At 66.4% G+C, this 19,863-nt stretch carries 16 protein-coding genes and 1 pseudogene; 8 read left to right on the forward strand and 9 right to left on the reverse strand.

Annotation, left to right across the window (positions count from 1 at the left end; genetic code table 11):
• Positions 1–32: 32 nt before the first annotated feature.
• From P5704_009015 to P5704_009050, 8 genes and pseudogenes are all read left to right on the forward strand, one after another.
• On the forward strand, positions 33–722 hold the full coding sequence (locus P5704_009015; protein WOF80599.1) for a thermostable hemolysin: 690 nt from the start codon (positions 33–35) through the stop codon (positions 720–722).
• Positions 706–2,142, forward strand: a pseudogene (locus P5704_009020) (AMP-binding protein). Before P5704_009015 ends, P5704_009020 begins: the two are co-directional and overlap by 17 nt.
• Before the next feature lie 192 nt (positions 2,143–2,334).
• Positions 2,335–2,841 carry an iron-containing redox enzyme family protein gene (locus P5704_009025; GenBank protein ID WOF81195.1) on the forward strand — a complete coding sequence of 169 codons (507 nt, stop codon included), beginning with the start codon at positions 2,335–2,337 and terminating at the stop codon, positions 2,839–2,841.
• Positions 2,828–3,664, forward strand: coding sequence for an SDR family oxidoreductase (locus tag P5704_009030; protein ID WOF80600.1), 837 nt, complete (start codon positions 2,828–2,830; stop codon positions 3,662–3,664). The genes P5704_009025 and P5704_009030 overlap by 14 nt, the downstream gene beginning before the upstream one ends.
• On the forward strand, positions 3,661–4,311 hold the full coding sequence (locus tag P5704_009035) for a tetratricopeptide repeat protein (GenBank protein ID WOF80601.1): 651 nt from the start codon (positions 3,661–3,663) through the stop codon (positions 4,309–4,311). The genes P5704_009030 and P5704_009035 overlap by 4 nt, the downstream gene beginning before the upstream one ends.
• Before the next feature lie 62 nt (positions 4,312–4,373).
• A complete protein-coding gene (locus tag P5704_009040) occupies positions 4,374–5,033 on the forward strand; it encodes a response regulator transcription factor (protein WOF80602.1) in 660 nt (219 codons plus the stop codon).
• Positions 5,027–6,448: an ATP-binding protein gene (locus P5704_009045; GenBank protein WOF80603.1), complete on the forward strand. Its 1,422-nt coding sequence runs from the start codon at positions 5,027–5,029 to the stop codon at positions 6,446–6,448. The genes P5704_009040 and P5704_009045 overlap by 7 nt, the downstream gene beginning before the upstream one ends.
• Before the next feature lie 120 nt (positions 6,449–6,568).
• Positions 6,569–7,120 (forward strand): cytochrome b, encoded by a 552-nt coding sequence (locus P5704_009050; GenBank protein ID WOF80604.1) that lies wholly within the window; start codon positions 6,569–6,571, stop codon positions 7,118–7,120.
• Between the two features lie 55 nt (positions 7,121–7,175).
• Here P5704_009050 and P5704_009055 read toward each other — a convergent pair whose 3' ends face one another.
• From P5704_009055 to P5704_009095, 9 genes are all read right to left on the reverse strand, one after another.
• Positions 7,176–8,408, reverse strand: a complete 1,233-nt coding sequence (locus tag P5704_009055; protein WOF80605.1) for a molybdopterin molybdotransferase MoeA — start codon at positions 8,406–8,408, stop codon at positions 7,176–7,178.
• Positions 8,405–8,950, reverse strand: a complete 546-nt coding sequence (gene moaB / locus P5704_009060) for a molybdenum cofactor biosynthesis protein B (GenBank protein ID WOF80606.1) — start codon at positions 8,948–8,950, stop codon at positions 8,405–8,407. The genes P5704_009055 and moaB overlap by 4 nt, the downstream gene beginning before the upstream one ends.
• Positions 8,951–9,194: 244 nt before the next feature.
• Positions 9,195–10,184, reverse strand: a complete 990-nt coding sequence (gene moaA, locus P5704_009065) for a GTP 3',8-cyclase MoaA (protein ID WOF80607.1) — start codon at positions 10,182–10,184, stop codon at positions 9,195–9,197.
• Between the two features lie 108 nt (positions 10,185–10,292).
• Positions 10,293–11,249 (reverse strand): peptidylprolyl isomerase, encoded by a 957-nt coding sequence (locus tag P5704_009070; protein WOF80608.1) that lies wholly within the window; start codon positions 11,247–11,249, stop codon positions 10,293–10,295.
• 81 nt (positions 11,250–11,330) lie between these two features.
• Positions 11,331–12,122: a respiratory nitrate reductase subunit gamma gene (gene narI, locus P5704_009075; GenBank protein WOF80609.1), complete on the reverse strand. Its 792-nt coding sequence runs from the start codon at positions 12,120–12,122 to the stop codon at positions 11,331–11,333.
• On the reverse strand, positions 12,115–12,870 hold the full coding sequence (narJ, locus tag P5704_009080) for a nitrate reductase molybdenum cofactor assembly chaperone (protein WOF80610.1): 756 nt from the start codon (positions 12,868–12,870) through the stop codon (positions 12,115–12,117). The genes narI and narJ overlap by 8 nt, the downstream gene beginning before the upstream one ends.
• Before the next feature lie 3 nt (positions 12,871–12,873).
• The gene (gene narH / locus P5704_009085) at positions 12,874–14,412 is read right to left on the reverse strand and encodes a nitrate reductase subunit beta (protein WOF80611.1); all 1,539 of its coding nucleotides are present in this window, start codon (positions 14,410–14,412) and stop codon (positions 12,874–12,876) included.
• A gap of 100 nt (positions 14,413–14,512) precedes the next feature.
• Positions 14,513–18,268, reverse strand: coding sequence for a nitrate reductase subunit alpha (locus tag P5704_009090; protein WOF80612.1), 3,756 nt, complete (start codon positions 18,266–18,268; stop codon positions 14,513–14,515).
• Positions 18,269–18,373: 105 nt separating this feature from the next.
• Positions 18,374–19,861, reverse strand: coding sequence for an MFS transporter (locus P5704_009095; protein WOF80613.1), 1,488 nt, complete (start codon positions 19,859–19,861; stop codon positions 18,374–18,376).
• Positions 19,862–19,863 lie beyond the last annotated feature (2 nt).

The following is a 19,863-nucleotide window of genomic DNA, read 5'->3' on the forward strand; positions in this document are numbered from 1 at the left end:
ATCCGGCCCAGGCTTCTAACCGAGGTTCCCCGATGGAACTGCCCTGGGTCGATCACACCGATGTACTGGCACGCATTGGCCGCGAGCCTTCGCTCTGCCTGCAACTGGCGCAGGCCGATGCAGGCGAGCGGCGCACAGCGCTGGAAGACTTCATCCGCCAGCGTTTCGCAGAGCACTATCAGGCGCAGGTGCGTCATTTCATGCCCTGCCTGCTCGGCCTGCATGGCGACAATGGCGAGGTGCATGGCGCGGTCGGTCTGCGCAGCGCCCGCCGCCGGCCGCTGTTTCTCGAACGCTATCTGGACGAGCCCATCGAGCAGGCCGTGAGCCTTCGTTGTGAGCGTACGGTGCCGCGCGAGGAGATCGTCGAGGTTGGCAACCTAGCCGCCTTCGGCAATGCCTCGGCGCGCCTGCTGATCGTCGCGCTGACCGATCTGCTGGTCGCTCAGGGCTTTCGCTGGGTGGTGTTCACCGGCACGCCGGCACTGCTTAACAGCTTCCAGCGCCTGGCGCTCGATCCGCTGCCGCTGGGTCTGGCCGATCCGGCGCGCATGGGCGAGGAGTTGGCCGACTGGGGCAGCTACTACGCCTGCCGGCCGCAGCTGATGGCCGGCGAGATCCTGCCCGGCCACCAGCGCCTGCTGCAGCTCGGCCTCTATGCGCGGCTCGGCTATCAGCCGCTGTTCGACACCACGGAGGCGCCCCATGCAGCCTGCAGCTGAACGCTTTTGGACGACACTCGACCAGCACGCCGGCATCGCGCTGCGCGAAGGGCCGCGCCAACTGAGCTACGCCGAACTGCGCCATGAGGTGGCCGCGCGCGCCAGCCAGCTGCAACAGCTCGGCGTGCAGCGCGTCGCCCTGGCGCTGGATAACGGTCTGGAGTGGGCGCTGTGGGACCTGGCCCTGCTGCGCGCCGGGCTGGTCTGCGTGCCGCTGCCAGGTTTCTTTTCTCCGGCGCAGCAGGAGCATGTGCTGAACCACGCCGGCATCGACTGCCTGATCGGCGCCGTCAGCCCTTTCAGCGAGCGCTGCGGCTTCCAGCAGACCGCCAATGACCTGCTGCAGCGCCAGCCGGATGCCGCAGCGCCGGTACCGGCCGGCACGCTGAAGATCACCTATACCTCCGGCACCACCGGCCAGCCCAAGGGCGTCTGCCTGGATGCGGAGGCGCAGCTGGCGGTGGCCGAGAGCCTGTGGCAGGCCAGCCGGCCGTGTGATGTGCGCCAGCACCTCTGCGTGCTGCCGCTGGCGACCCTGCTGGAAAACATCGCCGGGCTCTATGCGCCGCTGCTGGCGGGTGCACGGGTCGAACTGCGCCCGCTGGCGGAAATCGGCTTCAGCGGTGCGGCGGGCTTCGAGCTGCAACGTTTGCTGGCCACGCTGCAGGCGAGCCAGCCGCACAGCCTGATCCTGCTGCCGCAGCTGTTGCTGGCGCTGGTCAGCGCCGCCGAACAGGGCGTGCCATTGCCAGCGTCGCTGCGCTTCGTCGCGGTCGGTGGCGGCCGCGTCGCGTCGCAGCTCCTGGAGCGCGCCGAGCGGCTCGGGCTGGCGGTGTTCGAGGGCTACGGCTTGTCCGAATGCGCCTCGGTGGTCTGCCTGAACACACCCGAGGCGCGGCGCATCGGCACGGTCGGCCGGCCGCTGCCACACGTCGAGCTGCGCTTGGCCGACGATGGCGAGGTACTGGTGCGCGGCCCGCACATGCTCGGTTACCTCGGCGAACCGCCGCTGACCGGCGAGTGGCTGGCCACCGGCGACCTAGGCCATTTCGAGGATGGCTTCCTGATCCTGCACGGGCGCAAGAAGCATCAGTTCGTTACCGCGTACGGACGCAACGTCAATCCCGAGTGGGTGGAGGCCGAACTGGTACAGCAGGCGTCCATCGCCCAGGCCTGGCTGCATGGGGAGGCGCTGGCGCAGAACGTCGCCGTGCTCGTACCTCGCCGCCCCGAGCTGAGCGATGCCGAGCTGCAGGCGGCGGTCGAGCGGGTCAATGCCGGCCTGCCGGACTACGCACGCGTACACCACTGGCTGCGCGCCGCCGAAGCCTTTCGCCCCGACAACGGCCTGGCCACCGCCAACGGCCGCCTGCGCCGCGACGCCCTATTCAGCCACCACCAACCGGCCATTAACGCCCTTCTTTTTCCTGACTTCGAGGTACGCAGCATGGAATTTTTCGACCAACTGCAACACCAGACCAACAGCGAGCGCGAGTACCTGCTCGGCGCGCCGATCATCCACGCCGCGCTAGCCGGCACTGCGACCCGCGCGCAGTACATCGCTTTCCTCACCCAGGCCTATCACCACGTCAAGCACACCGTGCCGCTGTTGATGGCTTGCGGCGCACGCCTGCCGGAGCGCCTGGAGTGGCTGCGCGAGGCGATCGCCGAATACATCGAGGAAGAAATCGGCCATCAGGAATGGATCCTCAACGACATCCGCGCCTGTGGCGGCGATGCCGAGGCGGTGCGCCACGGCCAGCCGGCACTGCCCACCGAGCTGATGGTCGCCTATGTCTACGACCGCATCGCGCGGCACAACCCGGCGAGCTTCTTCGGCATGGTCAACGTGCTCGAAGGCACCAGCATCGCGCTGGCGACCCAGGCCGCCGGCGTGCTGCAGGACAAGCTCCAGCTGCCGGCCAAGGCATTCAGCTACCTGACCTCCCACGGCAGCCTGGACATAGAGCACATCGAGTTCTTCAAGAAGCTGATGAACCGCCTCGACGACGAGGGCGACAAGGCCGCCGTGGTGCACACCGCGCGCGTGGTCTACCGCCTCTACGGCGACATCTTCCGCAGCTTGACCACGCCGGAGCACAGCCATGCAACTGCGTGACGCGCGCATCCTGCTCACCGGCGCCAGCGGCGGCATCGGCCAGGTGCTGGTCGAGCGGCTCTGCGCGAACGGCGCACGGCTGTTACTGGTGGGACGCGACAGTCTTGCCCTGGAAGCGCTGACGCGCCGCTATCCGGGGCAGGTCAGCCTGGTCTGCGCGGACCTCACCCAGCGCAGCGGCCGGTACACGGTGCTGGATGCCGCGCGGCGTTTCGGCGGCCTCAACTGCGTGATCAATGCCGCCGGGATCAACCAGTTCAGCCTGCTCGAACAGCAGGACGAGGACGCCATCGCCCGCCTGATCGGCGTCAACGTCACCGCCACGCTGCAGCTGACCCACCTGCTGCTGCCACTGCTGCGCCAGCAACCGCAGGCGCTCTTGGTCAACCTCGGCTCGACCTTCGGCTCCATCGGCTACCCGGGTTTCGCCGCTTATTGCGCCAGCAAGTTCGCCCTGCGCGGCTTTTCCGAGGCGCTGCGCCGCGAGCTGGCCGACAGTCACGTCAAGGTGCTCTACATCGCGCCCCGCGCCACCCGTACGGCAATGAACAGCGCCGATGTGGTGGCGATGAACAACGAGCTGAAGGTGGAGATGGATGATCCGCAGGAAGTCGCACGGCAGATCGTCCATGCCATCACCGCCGAGCGAGAGGAGCTCTACCTCGGCTGGCCGGAAAAACTCTTCGTGCGTCTCAACGGGCTGCTGCCGCGGCTGGTCGACCAGGCCCTGCGCAAGCAGTTGCCGGTGATCAAACGCTTCGCCCGTGCTGAACAGCCGCTGCCACCCGCCCACCAATCCAACTCAACCGGAGAACACCCATGAATCGCCTGCTCGGCCTTTGCGCCCTGATGCTGGCCTTGGCCAGCCAACCCTCCTTCGCCCTCAGTCCGGCCGGCGAATCGTCGCTGCGCCAGATCCAGACGCGCTGGGCTGAGATCAACTACCAGCTGCCCGCCGCACAGCGCGAAGCGGCCTTCGCCCGGCTCGCTTCGGAAGCCGAAAGCGCGGTGGTCGGCGAACCGCAGGCCGCCGAGTTGCACATCTGGCACGGCATCGTGCTCAGCACCTGGGCCGGCGCCAAGGGCGGGCTCGGCGCGCTGGGTCTGGTCAAGCAAGCTAAAGCTGAACTGGAGAAAGCCATCGAACTTGAGCCACAGGCGCTGGATGGCTCGGCCTACACCAGCCTCGCCAGCCTCTACTACCAGGTGCCCGGCTGGCCGATCGGTTTCGGTGACGAGGACAAGGCCGAGGCGCTGTTCAAGCAGGCGCTGGCGCTGAACCCGAACGGCATCGACCCCAACTACTTCCACGGTGATTTCCTGCTGCGTCAGAAACGCTACGGGGAAGCGCGCGCGGCGCTGGAAAAGGCCCTTGCCGCGCCCGACCGTGCGGGTCGTGAAGTCGCCGATGCCGGTCGCCGCGACGAAGCCCGCGCGCTGCTCGCGCAGGTCAAGGAAAAGCTGGAATAACCGGCTGCGGCGGCGTTGAATGCACAGCAATGCCGCGAACCCTTCTGGACGACAGGAACGACATGCGCATTCTGCTGGTGGAAGACGATCGCGCCCTCGGCGAGGGCATCCGCACCGCACTCAAGCCCGAGGGCTACACGGTGGACTGGCTGCAGGACGGCGCGAGCGCGCTGCATGCGCTGAGCCACGAGAGCTTCGAGCTGGCCATCCTCGACCTCGGTCTGCCGCGTATGGACGGTCTGGAAGTGCTCAAGCGCCTGCGCGCCAGCGCCAACCCCGTGCCGGTGCTGGTACTCACCGCGCGCGATGCCACCAGCGACCGCATCGCCGGGCTGGATGCCGGCGCCGACGACTACCTGGTCAAGCCGTTCGACGTCGCCGAACTCAAGGCCCGCCTGCGCGCTCTGCTGCGGCGCAGCTTCAACCGCCCGGAGCCAGTCCTGGAATACCGCGGCATCTTGCTCGACCCGGTCAACCAGCAGGTCAGCTACCAGGGCGCGCCGGTCAACCTGCCGCGCAAGGAGTTCGTCCTGCTCCACGAACTGCTCGCCCAGCCCGGTCGCGTGCTGACCCGCGACCGACTGCAGCAGGTGCTCTACGGCTGGGACGAGGACGTCGAGAGCAACGCGCTGGAGGTGCATATCCACCACCTGCGCAAGAAGTTCTTTCCCGAACTGATCCGCACCGTGCGCGGCGTCGGCTATCTGGTGGACAAATGCTGAGGGGCTCGATCCGCCAGCGTACCCTGGTGCTGGTGCTCGGCATCCTGCTGCTGTCGCTGAGCCTGATTTCCTGGCGCAGTTATCGCGACGCCCGCCACGAGATCGAGGAACTGTTCGACGCCCAGCTGGCGCACAGCGCGCGACTGGTGCAAGGGCTGGTGATGCGCGACATGCGTCCGCAGGCCCGCGATGCGCTGCAGCAGGCGCTGGACGCCGCGGTGAATGCGCGGCGCGACCAGAGTGTGCCGGGGCACGACTACGAAACGAAGCTGGGCTTTCAGGTCTATGCCGCGGATGGCAGCAGCCTGTTGCAATCGGCCGGCGCGCCGAATGGCGCCTTGCAGCAGCTGGCCGGCGCCGATTCCACCTCACCCTTCAGCCGCCTGCGCGGCGGCTATCACGACGTGCTGCTCGACGGCCGCACCTGGCGCCTGTTCCTGCTGCACGACCCCGAGGACGATCTGTGGATTCTGCTCAGCGAGCGCGGCGACGTGCGTGGCGAGCTGGTCGGCAAGATCGCCCGGCGCAGCCTGCTGCCGGACCTCATCGGCCTGCCGCTGCTGGCCCTGCTGATCTGGCTGGCGGTGGGCTGGGGCCTGCGCCCGCTGGCGCATATGGCACAGCTGCTGAAGACTCGTGCCCCGGACAACCTCGCACCGCTGCTGCTGGCGCCGCTGCCGCAGGAGCTGGAGCCGGTGGCCGCCTCGCTCAATCGCCTGCTGCAGCAGGTCAATCAACTGGTCGAACGTGAAAAGCGCTTCATCGCCGACGCCGCCCACGAGCTGCGCACGCCGCTGGCCGTACTGCGCATCCACGCGCAGAACGCGCTGCAGGCCGAGCAGCCGGAGGACCGTGAAGCCGCCCTGCAACAACTGCTGACCGGCGTCGACCGCACCACCCGCGTGGTCACCCAACTGCTCACCCTCGCCCGCCTCGAACCCAATGCGCAGCCGCTACCCCTATACCAACTGGACCTGCTGCCGCTGTGCCGCGAATGCCTCGCCGAACTGACGCCGCTGGCCCTGGCGCGCGGTCAGGAACTGACGCTGGAGGCTGACGACACGGCCGATCACAGGCTTTCCGGCGATGCCGCGGCGCTCGCCACGCTGCTGCAGAATCTGGTCGGCAATGCCCTGCAGTACACGCCTGACGGCGGGCAGGTCCAGGTCAGCCTCCAGAGCATGGATAACGGTGTCAGCCTGCGCGTGGACGACAGCGGTCCGGGCGTGCCGCCAGCGCAGCGCGACAAGCTGTTCGAGCGCTTCTACCGCCAGGGCGAAGGCCAGGGTGCGGGGCTCGGCCTGGCCATCGTCGCGCGTATCGCCGAACTGCACGGCGCGACCATCGAGCTGGCAGATTCACCGCTCGGCGGGCTGCAGGTCGCCGTGCAGCTGCCCCGCCGGCCACTTCAGTAACCCGGATAGCCCCCTGCGAGCAGCCGCGACTGCCCGCCGCAGGCGCAACGGGCATTCGCTAAGGTTCGCTTAAGCCTGGCGCCCTAGACTGCCGACATTTCCCTACTCGGAGTGTGTGAAATGACTGCATCGAACCCACTGGCACGCTATGGTCGTCTGAGCATTGCCCTGCACTGGCTGATGCTGCTGTTGATCGCAGCGGTCTACGCCACCATCGAACTCAAGGGCAATTTCGCCAAGGGCAGTGAACCGCGCGAACTGCTCAAGCACTGGCATTTCATGCTCGGTATGACGGTGTTCGCACTGGTCTGGCTGCGTCTGATTGCGCGCTGGCTGCATCCCGCACCGAAGGCCGTCGCCGGGGCCGGCTGGGAGCGCGCGCTGGCCAAGCTGATGCACCTGGCGCTGTACGGCCTGATGATCGGCCTGCCGCTGCTCGGCTGGCTGACCCTGAGCGCGGCGGACAAGCCGATCCCTCTCTTCGGCCTCGAGCTGCCGGCGCTGATCGGCGCCAACCAGGAACTGGCCGGCGAGTTCAAGGAGCTGCATGAAACGCTGGCAGTGGCTGGCTACTGGCTGATAGCCCTGCATGCGGCGGCGGCCTTGTTCCACCAGTACGTGCGTCGCGACGGCACCCTGTTGCGGATGCTGCCGCAGCGCCGCCAGGCCTGACGCGCAGACATGAAAACGCCCGGTCGACTCGTCATCGACCGGGCGTTTTCATGTGTCAGCCGAGCAGTTCGCTGAACGGCAGGTACTCCACCGTCTCACCCTCTTCCAACGTGCGGTTGCGCTCGACGATGGCCAGGCCTTCGGCCCAGGTCGCCGAGGTCAGCATCGCCGAGCCCTGACGCGGGTGCAGGCACACGCGCATCTCGCCGTCGACCTGCTCCAGCCGCGCGCGCAGGTACTGGCGGCGGTTGTTCGGCTTGCGCCAGGCAAAGCCGGCGGTCAGACGCAGCGGCTTGGGCAGCACCTCGGTGCAGCCCTGGGCACTGAGCAGGAACGGCCGCGCCACCACCAGCGAGGTGATCAGCGCCGCCGCCGGATTGCCCGGTACGCCGATCCACGGCTTGCCATTGACCTCGCCAAAGGCCAGCGGCTTGCCGGGCTGAATCGCCAGACGCCACATATGCAGCTCGCCCAGTTCGCGAATGGCCTGCTTGAGGTGATCCTCTTCGCCGACCGAGACACCGCCGGAAGTGATCAGCATGTCCCATTCGGAGGCAGCCAGCGCCAGGGCATCACGGCTGGCCGCCAGCTCATCGACGAGGATTTCGTAGTCGTGCACCTCCATCCCAAGGCTGCGCAGCACGCTGAGCAGACAGTAGCGGTTGGAGTTGTAGATCTGCCCCGGTGCCAGCGGCTCGCCGGGTTCACGCAGTTCGCTACCGCTGGACAGCAGGCCGATGCGCAGGCGCCGATAGACCGTCACGCGGGCGACGCCGAAGCTCGCCAGCAAGCCGATCTCCTGGGGCCGCAGGCGCTTGCCGGCCTGCAGTACCGGGGCGCCGGCCTGCAGCTCTTCGCCCTGACGACGCACATGGGCGCCCTGGGTGACACCGGGGAAATGCACGCGATCGGCGTCGACCTGGCAATCCTCCTGCGCCACCACGGTGTCGGCGCCCGGCGGCAGCGGCGCGCCGGTGAAGATACGCACGGCGCAGCCGGCAGGCAGTTGCTGATCCGCGGCATCACCGGCGGCGATGCGCCCGGCCAGCGGCAGCCAGCCGCCTTCGGCCGGCAGGTCGGCCGCGCGCAGGGCATAGCCGTCCATTGCACTGTTGTCCCAGGCTGGCACCGGGAAGGGTGCGTCGAGCGATTGCGCCAGCACTCGGCCAAGGGCATCGGACAGCGCGACCTGTTCCACCGGCGGCAGCGCCGGCACCCGTGCCAGCAGCTCGGCGATGGCTTCGTCGACCGGTTTCAGGCCACTGGTGTCGCAGCCACAGGCGCTCATGAGCGTGGCCCGCAGTATTCGACCGCGCTGGCCTTGAGGTGCGGCACGAAGTTGCACGGCTTGGTGCGGCTGTCCAGCTGCTCGACGAGAATCTTGTTCCAGGCGGTGCGGCAGGCGTTGGTCGAACCGGGCAGGCAGCAGACCAGCGTGCCGTTGCTCATACCGGCCAGGGCGCGGGACTGCACGGTGGAGGTGCCGATCTCGCCCAGCGATACATGGCGGAACAGCTCGCCGAAGCCATCGACGGCCTTGTCCAGCAGCGGCTGCACCGCCTGCGGAGTGTTGTCGCGGGTGGTGAAACCGGTGCCGCCGGTGATCAGCACGACCTGCACGTTCTCGCTGGCGATCCAACTGCAGACGCGGGCGCGAATCTGCCAGATGTCGTCCTTGACGATGGCCCGCTCGGCCAGGCTATGGCCAGCGCTCTGCAGGCCGTCGATCAGCGCCTGGCCGGAGGTGTCGGAATCGATGTTGCGGGTGTCGCTCACCGTGAGCACCGCAATGCTCAGGGGCTGGAATTCGCTGTTGGACAGGTGAGCCATGGCTCGAAACTCCCTTGAAGATGTGTGCGCAGGCTGCACCCGTGTCGTACGCGAACCCATTCCCCATTGGAGGTATGTCCGCGCGGCGTGGGTGCCATGGGGTCTGACAACGCTGCAGGCGTTTGCGCGACCTGGCCCTGCAACAAGGCCCGGCTGCGGCAGCCGGGCATGTGGGTCAAACCGGCGATGCCGGTCGATGGTAGCGAATTAAGCGGTCGACTCGAAGCCCGTGCAGGCGCCCGCCTCAACCACCACTGGCATTCATGAAGCGCAATACCTGGACCTCGCCGCTGCTGGAGAATTCGTGGCGCAGCGGTTTGCGTTGCAGCGCGGCGTGAATGGCGTCGATCAGCGGCTGGTCGCTGGTCGGATGGCGGCGCAACAGCGCGCGCAGATCGATGGAGTTCTCATGGCCCAGGCACAGCAGCAGGCGACCTTCCACCGTCAGCCGCACGCGGTTGCAGGTGGCGCAGAAGTTGTGTGAATGCGGCGAGATGAAGCCGATGCGCGTCTGCGGATGCTCCGGCAGGCGCACGTAGCGCGCCGGGCCGCCGCTCTGCTCGGCCGAATCGATCAGCGCGTGACGCTCGGCGATCAGCGCCTTGACCTCGTCGCTGGAGCAGAAGCTCTCGCCGCGCGAACGGCCGACATCGCCCAGCGGCATTTCCTCGATGAAGCTCAGATCCAGCCCGCCGGCGATGGCGAAGTCCACCAGGTCGGCGACTTCCTCGGCGTTGCGGCCCTTCATCACCACGGCATTGAGCTTGATTCGCTCGAAGCCGGCGTCACGTGCCGCAGCGATGCCGTCGAGCACCTGCTGCAGCTGGCCGGTGCGGGTGATGGCGTGGAATTTCGCCGCATCCAGGCTATCCAGGCTGATGTTCAGCCGCTTGACCCCGGCCCGTGCCAGCGGCTCGGTGAGCCTGACCAGCTGCGAACCATTGGTGGTCATCACCAGTTCGCGCAGGCCGGGCAGCGCGGCGATGCGCTCGCAGAGACCGACGATGCCCTGGCGCACCAGCGGCTCGCCGCCGGTGAGGCGGATCTTCTTCACGCCCAGACCGACGAAGATCCGCGCGACGCGCTCCAGCTCCTCCAGGCCGAGCACCTGCTGGCGCGGCAGGAAGGTCATGTCCTCGGCCATGCAGTAGACGCAGCGGAAGTCGCAGCGGTCGGTGACCGACATGCGCAGGTAGTCGATCTGGCGGTTGTGGGCATCGCGTAGTTGAGTCATCGATAACACCTCTGAAGCCTCGTAGGGTGGATGACGCTTTTTCATCCACCGTGGGCCCGCGCGGTGGGTGGTGAAACACCATCCACCCGGCGCAGGACCAAGCCGCCGTTATTGCATCAACGGCGTTTCCGCGCCCTGCAGGTGGATGCCTTCGATGTTCGCCGCCCCCACCAGGTTCTGCAGGTACTGGCTGACGCCGATCTGCCAGACCCGCTGGTTGAGCTCGGCGCGAATCGTTCCGGCGACGATCTCGTAGGGCAATTGCTCGCCCTCGATACGCTGGTCGACGAACACCAGGTGGTAGCCATAGCGGCTTTCCAGCGGCTGCTGGCAGAGGCCGACCGGCAGGCGGAACAGCTGGCGCTCGAACTCCGGTACGGTCTGACCCTTGCTGATCTGGCCCAGCGCCCCGCCCTGCTCCTTGGACGGACAGGCCGAATGTTGCAGCGCGAGCTCGGCGAAGCGTTGCGGCGCCGCCTGCAGTTGCTGCAACAGGCCCAGCGCCTGCTCCCGCGCCAGGCTGCGCGCCTCGGCGTCATCCGCCGGGCAGGCCAGCAGAATGTGCCGCGCGGCCAGCAGTGGCGCGCTGAAGAAGCGCTGACGGTTGCCGCTGTAGTACTGCTGGCAGGCCGCCTCGTCGGCCAGCGGCAGCGGCACTTCCTGTTCGATCAGGGTCCGCGTGGCCGCTTCTTCCTCGCTTTCACCGGATTCAGCACGCACCACCAGGCCCAGCTCGGCGATGCGCTGCTGCAACAGCTCGCGCACCACCAGTGCCTGGGTCGCCAGAAAGACCGCCTCGTCGCGGCTCTCGGCGGGGTGATACTGCAATTCCTGGGCGATGGCCTGGGGCGCGATCGCCACCCCGTTGACCCGCACCCGCGGCCACTCCTGTTCGCTGCTGGCGATCAGCAGCGGTTCAGCGGATGCCTGCTCGGCTGCCGGCTCGCTGTCTTCCTCGTGCGGCAGCTCCTCGAACAGAGGGGCCTCGGCCGGCACTTCGATTTCCGGGCGGGCGCCGCCACCGCAGCCGCCGCCACCCGTGCTTCCACCACATCCACAACCCATGATGATTACCTCGATAAGACGCGTGAACCTTCGATCCGATCGGCCAGGCTGGCTGACGCACGGGGCGTCAGCCGACGAGGGTCATACCGGGGTCTTGCTCTTTGCCGTGGCAGGCACAGCGGTCGGCACTGCGATTTCGCGGGCCGGTGCTTCGTAGGTACGCGGGCGCTGCGGACGCGGCACGACCGGCTTGACGCCCTTCTGGCGGACGATCTGGTAGCGCCGGCCCAGGTACCACACCGGCGCGCTAACGATGTGCACCAGACGGGTGAAGGGGAACAGCACGAACAGGGTCATGCCCAGGAACACGTGCAGCTTGTAGATGACGCTGACCGACTCGATGGCGCCTGCGGCCTTGACCGGCTGCAGGGTGACCAGGCTCTGTGCCCAGGTACCCAGCAGCACCATCACCGAACCGTCCAGGTGGCCGGTGGAGGCGACGATGGTCAGCAGACCCAGCACCAGCTGCGCCAGCAGCACGAACAGGATCATCACGTCGCTGCCGTTGGAGGTGGCCCGCACGCGGGCGTCGGTCAGCCGGCGATGAATCAGCATCACCAGACCGATCAGGCAGAGGATGCCGAAGAAACCACCGGAGACCATCGCCACGATCTGCTTCTGACCGCTGGTGATGAAGTGGTGATACAGCGCCTCGGGCATCAGCAGGCCGACGAAGTGACCGGCCAGGATGAAGATGATGCCGACGTGGAACAGGTTGCTCGCCAGGCGCATGCGGTTGTTCGACAGCATCTGGCTCGAGCTGGCCTTCCAGCTGTATTGCGACAGGTCGAAGCGCGCCCAGCTGCCGATCAGGCAGATGGCCAGGGCGATGTAGGGGTACACCCCGAACAGCAGGAAATTGAAGTTAGACATTGCGCACCTCCTGGGCGAGCGCGGCGGCCTGCCCGTCATGCTTGAAATCGGTCCAGTGCAGCGGCACCGGGCTTTCCTCGCGGGCCTTGCCCGGTCCGCTCGGCATGGATGGGCAGCGGTCCTGCTGCTCGGCCTGGAGGAAGTTGACCTGCTCCTCCTCCCAGACCTTGTCCAGCGCCTCCAGCGAGTCGTCGCGTTCCTCGGCGGCGACCTGCTCCTGCAGACCGGCGAGGGTTTCCAGCACCGGCTCGCCGGCGATCTGCAACAGGGCGGCGAAGCACGCGGCATGCGGGCTCTCGCGCTCCTGCAGACGGGCCGCCAGCAGGGCCAGCAGATGGGCGACATCGGCCAGCCCCTCGCGGGCCTCGAGGTCCTCGCGGGTGGCGAGGTACTCGAGGTACAGCGGGATGTAGTCCGGCAGCTCGCGTACACCGATGTCGAAACCGGCCTCGGTGTACTGCGCCATCAGGTCGACCATGGCCTGGCCGCGGTCGCGGGACTCGCCATGCACGTGCTCGAACAGCAGCAGCGACAGCGCGCGGCCCTTGTCGAACAGATCGGTGTAGCGCTCCTGCACGTCCATCAGGTCGCCTTCGCTCAGCTCGTCGAGCAGGCGGCGCAGCGCGATGCGCTGCTCCGGGCTGATCTCGCGGGCCGAGCCGATGGCCTGGGCCAGTTCGGCATGGCCGTCGCGCAGGTGCTGGTCGGGGTAGTCCAGCAGCAGGGAAATCACTTTAAGGATGCGCATGGCTCAGTCCTCCCACAGCTGGACGGTCTTGATGATGTCGCGGCGGTTGGCCTTCCTGGCGCCGAACATATTGGTGTCCGAGGCGCCCGAGCAGCCGCTGCCGAAGCTGAAGCCGCAACCGGAACGCTCGGCGAAGGCGTCGCTCATGGCCTCTTCGCGGTACGCGGTCGGAATCACGTAGCGGTCCTCGTAGTTGGCGATGGCCAGGTAGCGGTACATGTCCTCGACCTGGGCCACCGACAGCCCGACGCTCTCCAGCACCTTGAGGTCCTGCACGCCGTCGACCTGCTCGGCACGCTTGTAGGCGCGCATGGCGAGCATGCGCTTGAGCGCCAGCTTGACCGGCTCCTCGTCGCCTGCGGTGAGCAGGTTGGCCAGGTAACGCAGCGGGATGCGCAGGCTGTCGACGTCCGGCAGCACGCCGTCCATGCTGACGTGACCGGCGCTGGCGGCGTTCTGGATCGGCGACAGCGGCGGCACGTACCAGACCATCGGCAGCGTGCGGTATTCCGGGTGCAGCGGCAGGGCCAGCTTCCAGTCCACCGCCATCTTGTATACCGGCGACTTCTGCGCGGCTTCGATCACCGACATCGGAACGCCGTCGTTGAGCGCCTGCTCGATGACCTTCGGGTCGAACGGATCGAGGAAGATCTCCAGCTGCTTGGCGTACAGGTCCTGCTCGTTGACGGTGCTGGCCACTTCATGGATGCGGTCGGCGTCGTAGAGCAGCACGCCGAGGTAGCGGATGCGGCCCACGCAGGTCTCGGCACAGACGGTCGGCATGCCGGCCTCGATGCGCGGGAAGCAGAAGATGCACTTCTCGGATTTGCCGCTCTTCCAGTTGAAGTAGATCTTCTTGTACGGGCAGCCGCTGATGCACATGCGCCAGCCGCGGCACTTCTCCTGGTCGATGAGGACGATGCCATCCTCCTCGCGCTTGTAGATCGCACCGCTCGGGCAGGACGCGGCGCAGGCCGGGTTCAGGCAGTGCTCGCACAGGCGCGGCAGGTACATCATGAAGGTGTTTTCGTACTGGCCGTAGATGTCGGCCTGGACCTTGTCGAAGTTCTTGTCCTTGCGGCGCTTGGCGAACTCGGTACCGAGAATCTCTTCCCAGTTCGGGCCCCACTCGATCTTCTCCATGCGCTGACCGGAGATCAGCGAGCGCGGACGTGCCACCGGCTGGTGCTCGGAGATCGGCGCGGTGTGCAGGTTCTGGTAGTCGAAGTCGAACGGCTCGTAGTAGTCGTCGATGGTCGGCAGGTCCGGGTTGGCGAAGATGTTCGCCAGTACGCGGAACTTGCCGCCGATCTTCGGGTTGATGGTGCCGTCGCCGTTGCGCACCCAGCCGCCCTTCCACTTGTCCTGGTTCTCCCACTCCTTCGGGTAGCCGATGCCGGGCTTGGTCTCGACGTTGTTGAACCAGGCGTATTCCATGCCTTCGCGGCTGGTCCAGACGTTCTTGCAGGTGATCGAGCAGGTGTGGCAGCCGATGCACTTGTCCAGGTTCAGGACCATGCCTACTTGTGAACGAATTTTCATTGTGCGACCTCCACAACCGGCGCCTTGATCTTCAGAGCGGGGATGGTCCGGGGACCATGCGCTGCCACCTTGGGTGAACGAATCTTCATGGCCTTATTCCTCAGATGTCTTGCGGCAGGGGTTGCGGCAGATCGTTGCCGTTCGGGCCGTCGAGCCAGTCGACCTTGGCCATCTTGCGCACCACGACGAACTCGTCGCGGTTGCAACCCACGGTGCCGTAGTAGTTGAAGCCGTACGCCTGCTGGGCGTAGCCGCCGATCATGTGAGTGGGCTTGAGCACCACGCGGGTCACCGAGTTGTGGTGGCCGCCGCGGGTCCTGGTGCTCTCGGCGCCGGGCACGTTCACGATGCGTTCCTGGGCGTGGTACATCATCACCATGCCTTCCATCACCCGCTGGCTGACCACCGCACGGGCGGTCAGGGCGCCGTTGGCGTTGAAGCACTCGATCCAGTCGTTGTCCTCGATGCCGGCCTTCTTGGCGTCGATTTCGGACATCCACACGATCGGGCCGCCGCGGCTCAAGGTGAGCATGATCAGGTTGTCCGAGTAGGTGCTGTGGATGCCCCACTTCTGGTGCGGGGTGATCCAGTTCAGGACGATCTCGGGGTTGCCGTTGCTCTTCTTGCCCTTCACGTAATCGATGGTGCGGGTGTTGATCGGCGGCCGGTAGCTCATCAGCTGTTCGCCGAAGGCCTGCATCCAGGGGTGATCCTGGAAGAACTGCTGGCGACCGGTGATGGTGCGCCACGGGATGTACTCGTGGACGTTGGTGTAGCCGGCGTTGTAGCTCACGTGCTCGTCTTCGAGACCCGACCAGGTCGGACTGGAGATGATCTTGCGCGGCTGCGCCTGGATGTCACGGAAGCGGATCGCCTCGTGCTCCTTGGGCAGCGCCAGGTGGCTGTGGTCGCGGCCGGTGAATTCCGACAGCGCAGCCCAGGCCTTCACGGCCACGTGACCGTTGGTTTCAGGTGCCAGGCTGAGGATGACCTCGGCGGCATCGATGGCCGACTCGATCTGCGGCCGGCCCTGGCTGACGCCCTCATCGCGCACCTTGTAGTTCAGCTCGCCGAGGAAATCGACCTCATGCTGGGTGTTCCAGTTGATGCCCTTGCCGCCGTTGCCGAGCTTGTCCAGCAGCGGGCCGAGAGAGGTGAACTTCTTGTAGGTGTTCGGATAGTCGCGCTCGACCACCGCCATGTTCGGGCAGTTCTTGCCAGGCTGCGGATCGACGCCAGCGGTCTTCCAGTCGGTACCGCCGAACGGCTGCGCCAGTTCGCCGGGGCTGTCGTGCAGGAGCGGCACGGTGACCAGGTCCTTTTCCACGCCCAGCTGACCTTCGGCCATCTTCGAGAACGCCTTGGCGATGCCCTTGTAGATCTCCCAGTCGGACTTGGCTTCCCAGGCCGGATCGATCGCTGCCGACAGCGGGTGGATGAAGGGGTGCATGTCCGAGGTGTTCATGTCGTCCTTCTCGTACCAGGTCGCGGTCGGCAGGACGATGTCGGAGTACACGCAGGTCGAGGACATGCGGAAGTCGAGGGTGGTGACCAGGTCGAGCTTGCCGATGGCGCCCTCGTCCTGCCATTCGGCCTCGAGCGGCTTGAAGCCGTCGCGCTTGCCGAGGTCCTCGTTCATCACGCCGTTCTTGGTGCCCAGGAGGTACTTGAGCATGTACTCGTGGCCCTTGCCCGAGCTGCCCAGGAGGTTGGAGCGCCAGACGAACATGTTGCGCGGGAAGTTATCCGGATTGTCCGGCTGTTCGCAGGCGAACTTCAGCGAGCCGTCCTTCAGCGACTGGGTGACGTAATCCACCGGCGACATGCCGGCCGCTTCGGCATCACGGCAGATCTGCAGCGGGTTGCGGTTGAGCTGCGGTGCGCTCGGCAGCCAGCCGGCGCGTTCGGCGCGGATGTTGTAGTCGAGCATATGCTCGGGATACGCGGATTTGTCCGCCAGCGGCGAGAGCACCTCGTGGATGCTCATTTTTTCATGACGCCATTGGGATGAGTGGTTGTAGAAGAAGCTGGTGCCGTTCATCTGGCGCGGCGGACGGCTCCAGTCGAGGCCGAAGGCCAGCGGCAGCCAGCCGCACTGCGGACGCAGCTTCTCCTGACCCACGTAGTGCGCCCAGCCGCCACCGGTCTGACCGACGCAACCGCACAACATCAGCATGTTGATCAGGCCGCGGTAGTTCATGTCCATGTGGTACCAGTGGTTCATCGCCGCGCCGACGATGATCATGGAACGGCCATGGGTCTTGTCGGCGTTGTCGGCGAACTCGCGGGCGATCTGGATGGCCTTCTCACGGGATACGCCAGTGATGACTTCCTGCCAGGCCGGAGTGCCGGGCACGCTGGCATCGTCGTAGCTCGACGCGACATTGGCGCCGCCCAGACCACGGTCGATACCCAGGTTGGCGGCCATCAGGTCGAACACGGTGGCGACCTTGGTGGTGCTGCCGTCGGCCAGGGTGATGCTGCGGACCGGCACGCGGCGCAGCTGGATGCTTTCGCCTTCGGCGTGCTGGAAGTGCTCGTGGAGGATGCCGCCGAAGTATGGGAAGGCGACCTCGGCCGTCTCGCCGCCCTCGATCTGGGTCAGCGACAGGTCGACATCACGACCGTCCTTGCCTTCGCGGGCCTCGATGTTCCACTTGCCCTTCTCGCCCCAGCGGTAGCCGATGGAGCCCAGCGGCGAGACCAGCTCGCCGGTGCTGCCGTCGACGGCGATGGTCTTCCACTCGGGGTTGTTTTCCTGGCCGAGGTTGTCGGCCAGGTCCGACGCGCGCAGGAAGCGATCGGCGATGTAGCTGCCGTCCTTCTCGTTCAGGCGCACCAGCACCGGCAGGTCGGTGTAGCGCTTGGCGTAGTCGCGGAAGTACTCGCTCGGCTTCTCGAGGTGGAATTCCTTGAAGATGACGTGGGCGAAGGCCTGGGCCAGCGCGGCGTCGGTACCCTGCTTCGGGTTGAGCCAGAGGTCGGTGAGCTTGGCGACTTCGGCGTAGTCCGGGGTGATGGCGACGGTCTTGGTGCCCTTGTAGCGGACCTCGGTGAAGAAGTGCGCATCCGGCGTACGGGTCTGCGGGACGTTGGAGCCCCAGGCGATGATGTAGTTGGAGTTGTACCAGTCGGCCGATTCCGGAACGTCGGTCTGCTCGCCCCAGATCTGCGGCGAGGCCGGCGGCAGGTCGCAGTACCAGTCGTAGAAGCTCAGGCAGACGCCGCCGATCAGCGACAGGTAGCGGCTACCGGCCGCGTAGGAAACCATCGACATGGCCGGGATCGGCGAGAAGCCGATGACGCGGTCCGGGCCGTACTGCTTCACGGTATAGACGTTGGCCGCGGCGATGATCTCGTTGACTTCGTCCCAGCTGGAGCGGATGAAGCCGCCCATGCCGCGCTTGCTCTTGTAGGACTCGGCCTTGGCCTTGTCCTCGACGATGCTGGCCCAGGCGTCCACCGGGGTCATGTTGCGCCGCGCTTCACGCCAGAGTTTCAGCAGCGGCTTGCGCACCTTGGGGTACTTCAGGCGGTTGGCGCTATAGATGTACCAGCTGTAGCTGGCGCCGCGCGGGCAGCCGCGTGGCTCGTGGTTGGGCAGGTCGTTGCGGGTGCGCGGGTAGTCGGTCTGCTGGGTTTCCCAGGTGATCAGGCCGTTCTTCACGTAGATCTTCCAGGAGCAGGAACCGGTGCAGTTCACCCCGTGGGTCGAGCGCACGATCTTGTCGTACTGCCAGCGCGAGCGGTAGACGTTCTCCCAGTCGCGGGATTCGATGCGGGTTTCGCCATGACCATCGGCGAACTCGCCTTGCTTCCTGTTGAAGAAGCGCAGTTGATCGAGCAAGTGGCTCATTGGTTTCTCTCCTCACTCCGGTTGCGAACCACTGGCCCGACCGGTCGGCTTATCAATCTCGGCTTGCGCCAGCCGGGATGGCTGGCGCATTCATTCGGTGCAACGTCAGGACGCGAGCTTCTGGCGGGCCTCCAGCTCGCGGTCGACGCTGGATACGTAGTACTCGTCGGAGAACGCGCCCTCGGGCTCCTTCAGCCAGAGCAGGCAGAGCCCGAAGCTGACGAAGGCACCGGCGGCGATCACCATGAAGAACTGCGAGGGGGTCACGAAGGTGAACAGGGTCAGGTAGCAGACGGCGCCGACGTTGCCGTAGGCCCCGGCCATGCCGGAGATCTGCCCGGTGACGCGGCGCTTGATCGACGGGATGATCCCGAAGGTCGCGCCCTCCGCGCCCTGGACGAACACCGAGCAGAGCACGGTGATCGCCACGGCCACGATCAGCGGCCACTTGGAGTTCATCAGGCCCATCAGCAGGAAGCCGATGGCGATGCCCAGCATGTAGGCCAGCATGACGAAGCGGCGGTTGCCGAAGCGATCGGAGACCAGCCCGCCCATGGGCCGCGCCACCAGATTCACGAAGGCGAACGAGGCGGCGATGATGCCGGCGGTGGTCGGGGTCAGGCCCCAGGTCTGCTCGAAGAACATCGGCAGCATCGAGACCACGGCCAGCTCCGCCCCGAAGTTGGCGAAGTAGGTGGAGTTCAACGCGGCCACGGTGTTGAAGGGGTACTTGTCGTCTTCCGGTACGCCCTTTTTCAGGATCGGCACGTTGACCCGCAGGATCTGTACCACCTGGAAGATCACCACCAGGGCGATCACCGCGTAGCAGATCAGCGCGCCGGTGGCGCCCAGGTAGCCCAGCCCCTCGATGCGCCAGACCAGGATGCCGAGCACGCCGACCATGGGAATGGTCCAGATGATCAGCTTGATCATGTCGGCCCAGGTGCTGACTTCCAGCGCGCTGGCCTTGTGTGGCTTGCGGTGCACGGTGCCGGCCGGACCGTCGGTGAGGGCGAACCAGTAGTACACACCGTAGACGGCCATGATGATCGCCGAGCTGGCGATCGCCCAGCGCCAGCCTTCCGGACCACCGAAGGCATGGATGGCGATGGCCGGCAGGCTCATGGCGGCGGCGGCGGAACCGAAGTTGCCCCAACCGGCGTAGAAGCCTTCGGCGAAACCGATGTCCTTGGGCTTGAACCACATGGCGGTCATGTGGATGCCGACCACGAAGCTGGCGCCGATGGAGCTGAGGATCAGCCGCGACACCAGCAGCTGGGTGCGGCTGTCACCAAAGGCGAAGAACAGCGCGGGCGCCGCCATCACCACCAGCAGTACCGAGAACACCCGGCGCGGGCCCCAGTGGTCGAGTGCCATGCCGACCAGGATGCGCGCCGGGATGGTCAGCGCCACGTTGGCGATGGCGAACAGCTTGAGGTCTTCGGGCGTCAGCCAGTTCACGCTTTTCAGCATGCTCGAGGCCAGCGGCGCCATGCCGAACCAGACGAAGAAACAGATGTAGAAGGCGATCCAGGTCAGGTGCAGGGCCCGGATCTCGGGGCGCTTCCATTCGAACAGCGTAGAAACTCTCATGA

The organism is Pseudomonas sp. FeN3W, assembly GCA_030263805.2.
In the GTDB taxonomy this organism is placed as follows: domain Bacteria; phylum Pseudomonadota; class Gammaproteobacteria; order Pseudomonadales; family Pseudomonadaceae; genus Stutzerimonas; species Stutzerimonas stutzeri_G.

Bases quoted from the DNA above. Each gene is read 5' to 3' on its own strand.
- P5704_009015 (WOF80599.1), top strand. From the start codon at position 33: ATGGAACTGCCCTGGGTCGATCACACCGATGTACTGGCACGCATTGGC.
- P5704_009025 (WOF81195.1), top strand. From the start codon at position 2,335: ATGGCTTGCGGCGCACGCCTGCCGGAGCGCCTGGAGTGGCTGCGCGAG.
- P5704_009030 (WOF80600.1), top strand. From the start codon at position 2,828: ATGCAACTGCGTGACGCGCGCATCCTGCTCACCGGCGCCAGCGGCGGC.
- P5704_009035 (WOF80601.1), top strand. From the start codon at position 3,661: ATGAATCGCCTGCTCGGCCTTTGCGCCCTGATGCTGGCCTTGGCCAGC.
- P5704_009040 (WOF80602.1), top strand. From the start codon at position 4,374: ATGCGCATTCTGCTGGTGGAAGACGATCGCGCCCTCGGCGAGGGCATC.
- P5704_009045 (WOF80603.1), top strand. From the start codon at position 5,027: ATGCTGAGGGGCTCGATCCGCCAGCGTACCCTGGTGCTGGTGCTCGGC.
- P5704_009050 (WOF80604.1), top strand. From the start codon at position 6,569: ATGACTGCATCGAACCCACTGGCACGCTATGGTCGTCTGAGCATTGCC.
- P5704_009055 (WOF80605.1), bottom strand. From the start codon at position 8,408: ATGAGCGCCTGTGGCTGCGACACCAGTGGCCTGAAACCGGTCGACGAA.
- moaB (WOF80606.1), bottom strand. From the start codon at position 8,950: ATGGCTCACCTGTCCAACAGCGAATTCCAGCCCCTGAGCATTGCGGTG.
- moaA (WOF80607.1), bottom strand. From the start codon at position 10,184: ATGACTCAACTACGCGATGCCCACAACCGCCAGATCGACTACCTGCGC.
- P5704_009070 (WOF80608.1), bottom strand. From the start codon at position 11,249: ATGGGTTGTGGATGTGGTGGAAGCACGGGTGGCGGCGGCTGCGGTGGC.
- narI (WOF80609.1), bottom strand. From the start codon at position 12,122: ATGTCTAACTTCAATTTCCTGCTGTTCGGGGTGTACCCCTACATCGCC.
- narJ (WOF80610.1), bottom strand. From the start codon at position 12,870: ATGCGCATCCTTAAAGTGATTTCCCTGCTGCTGGACTACCCCGACCAG.
- narH (WOF80611.1), bottom strand. From the start codon at position 14,412: ATGAAAATTCGTTCACAAGTAGGCATGGTCCTGAACCTGGACAAGTGC.
- P5704_009090 (WOF80612.1), bottom strand. From the start codon at position 18,268: ATGAGCCACTTGCTCGATCAACTGCGCTTCTTCAACAGGAAGCAAGGC.
- P5704_009095 (WOF80613.1), bottom strand. From the start codon at position 19,861: ATGAGAGTTTCTACGCTGTTCGAATGGAAGCGCCCCGAGATCCGGGCC.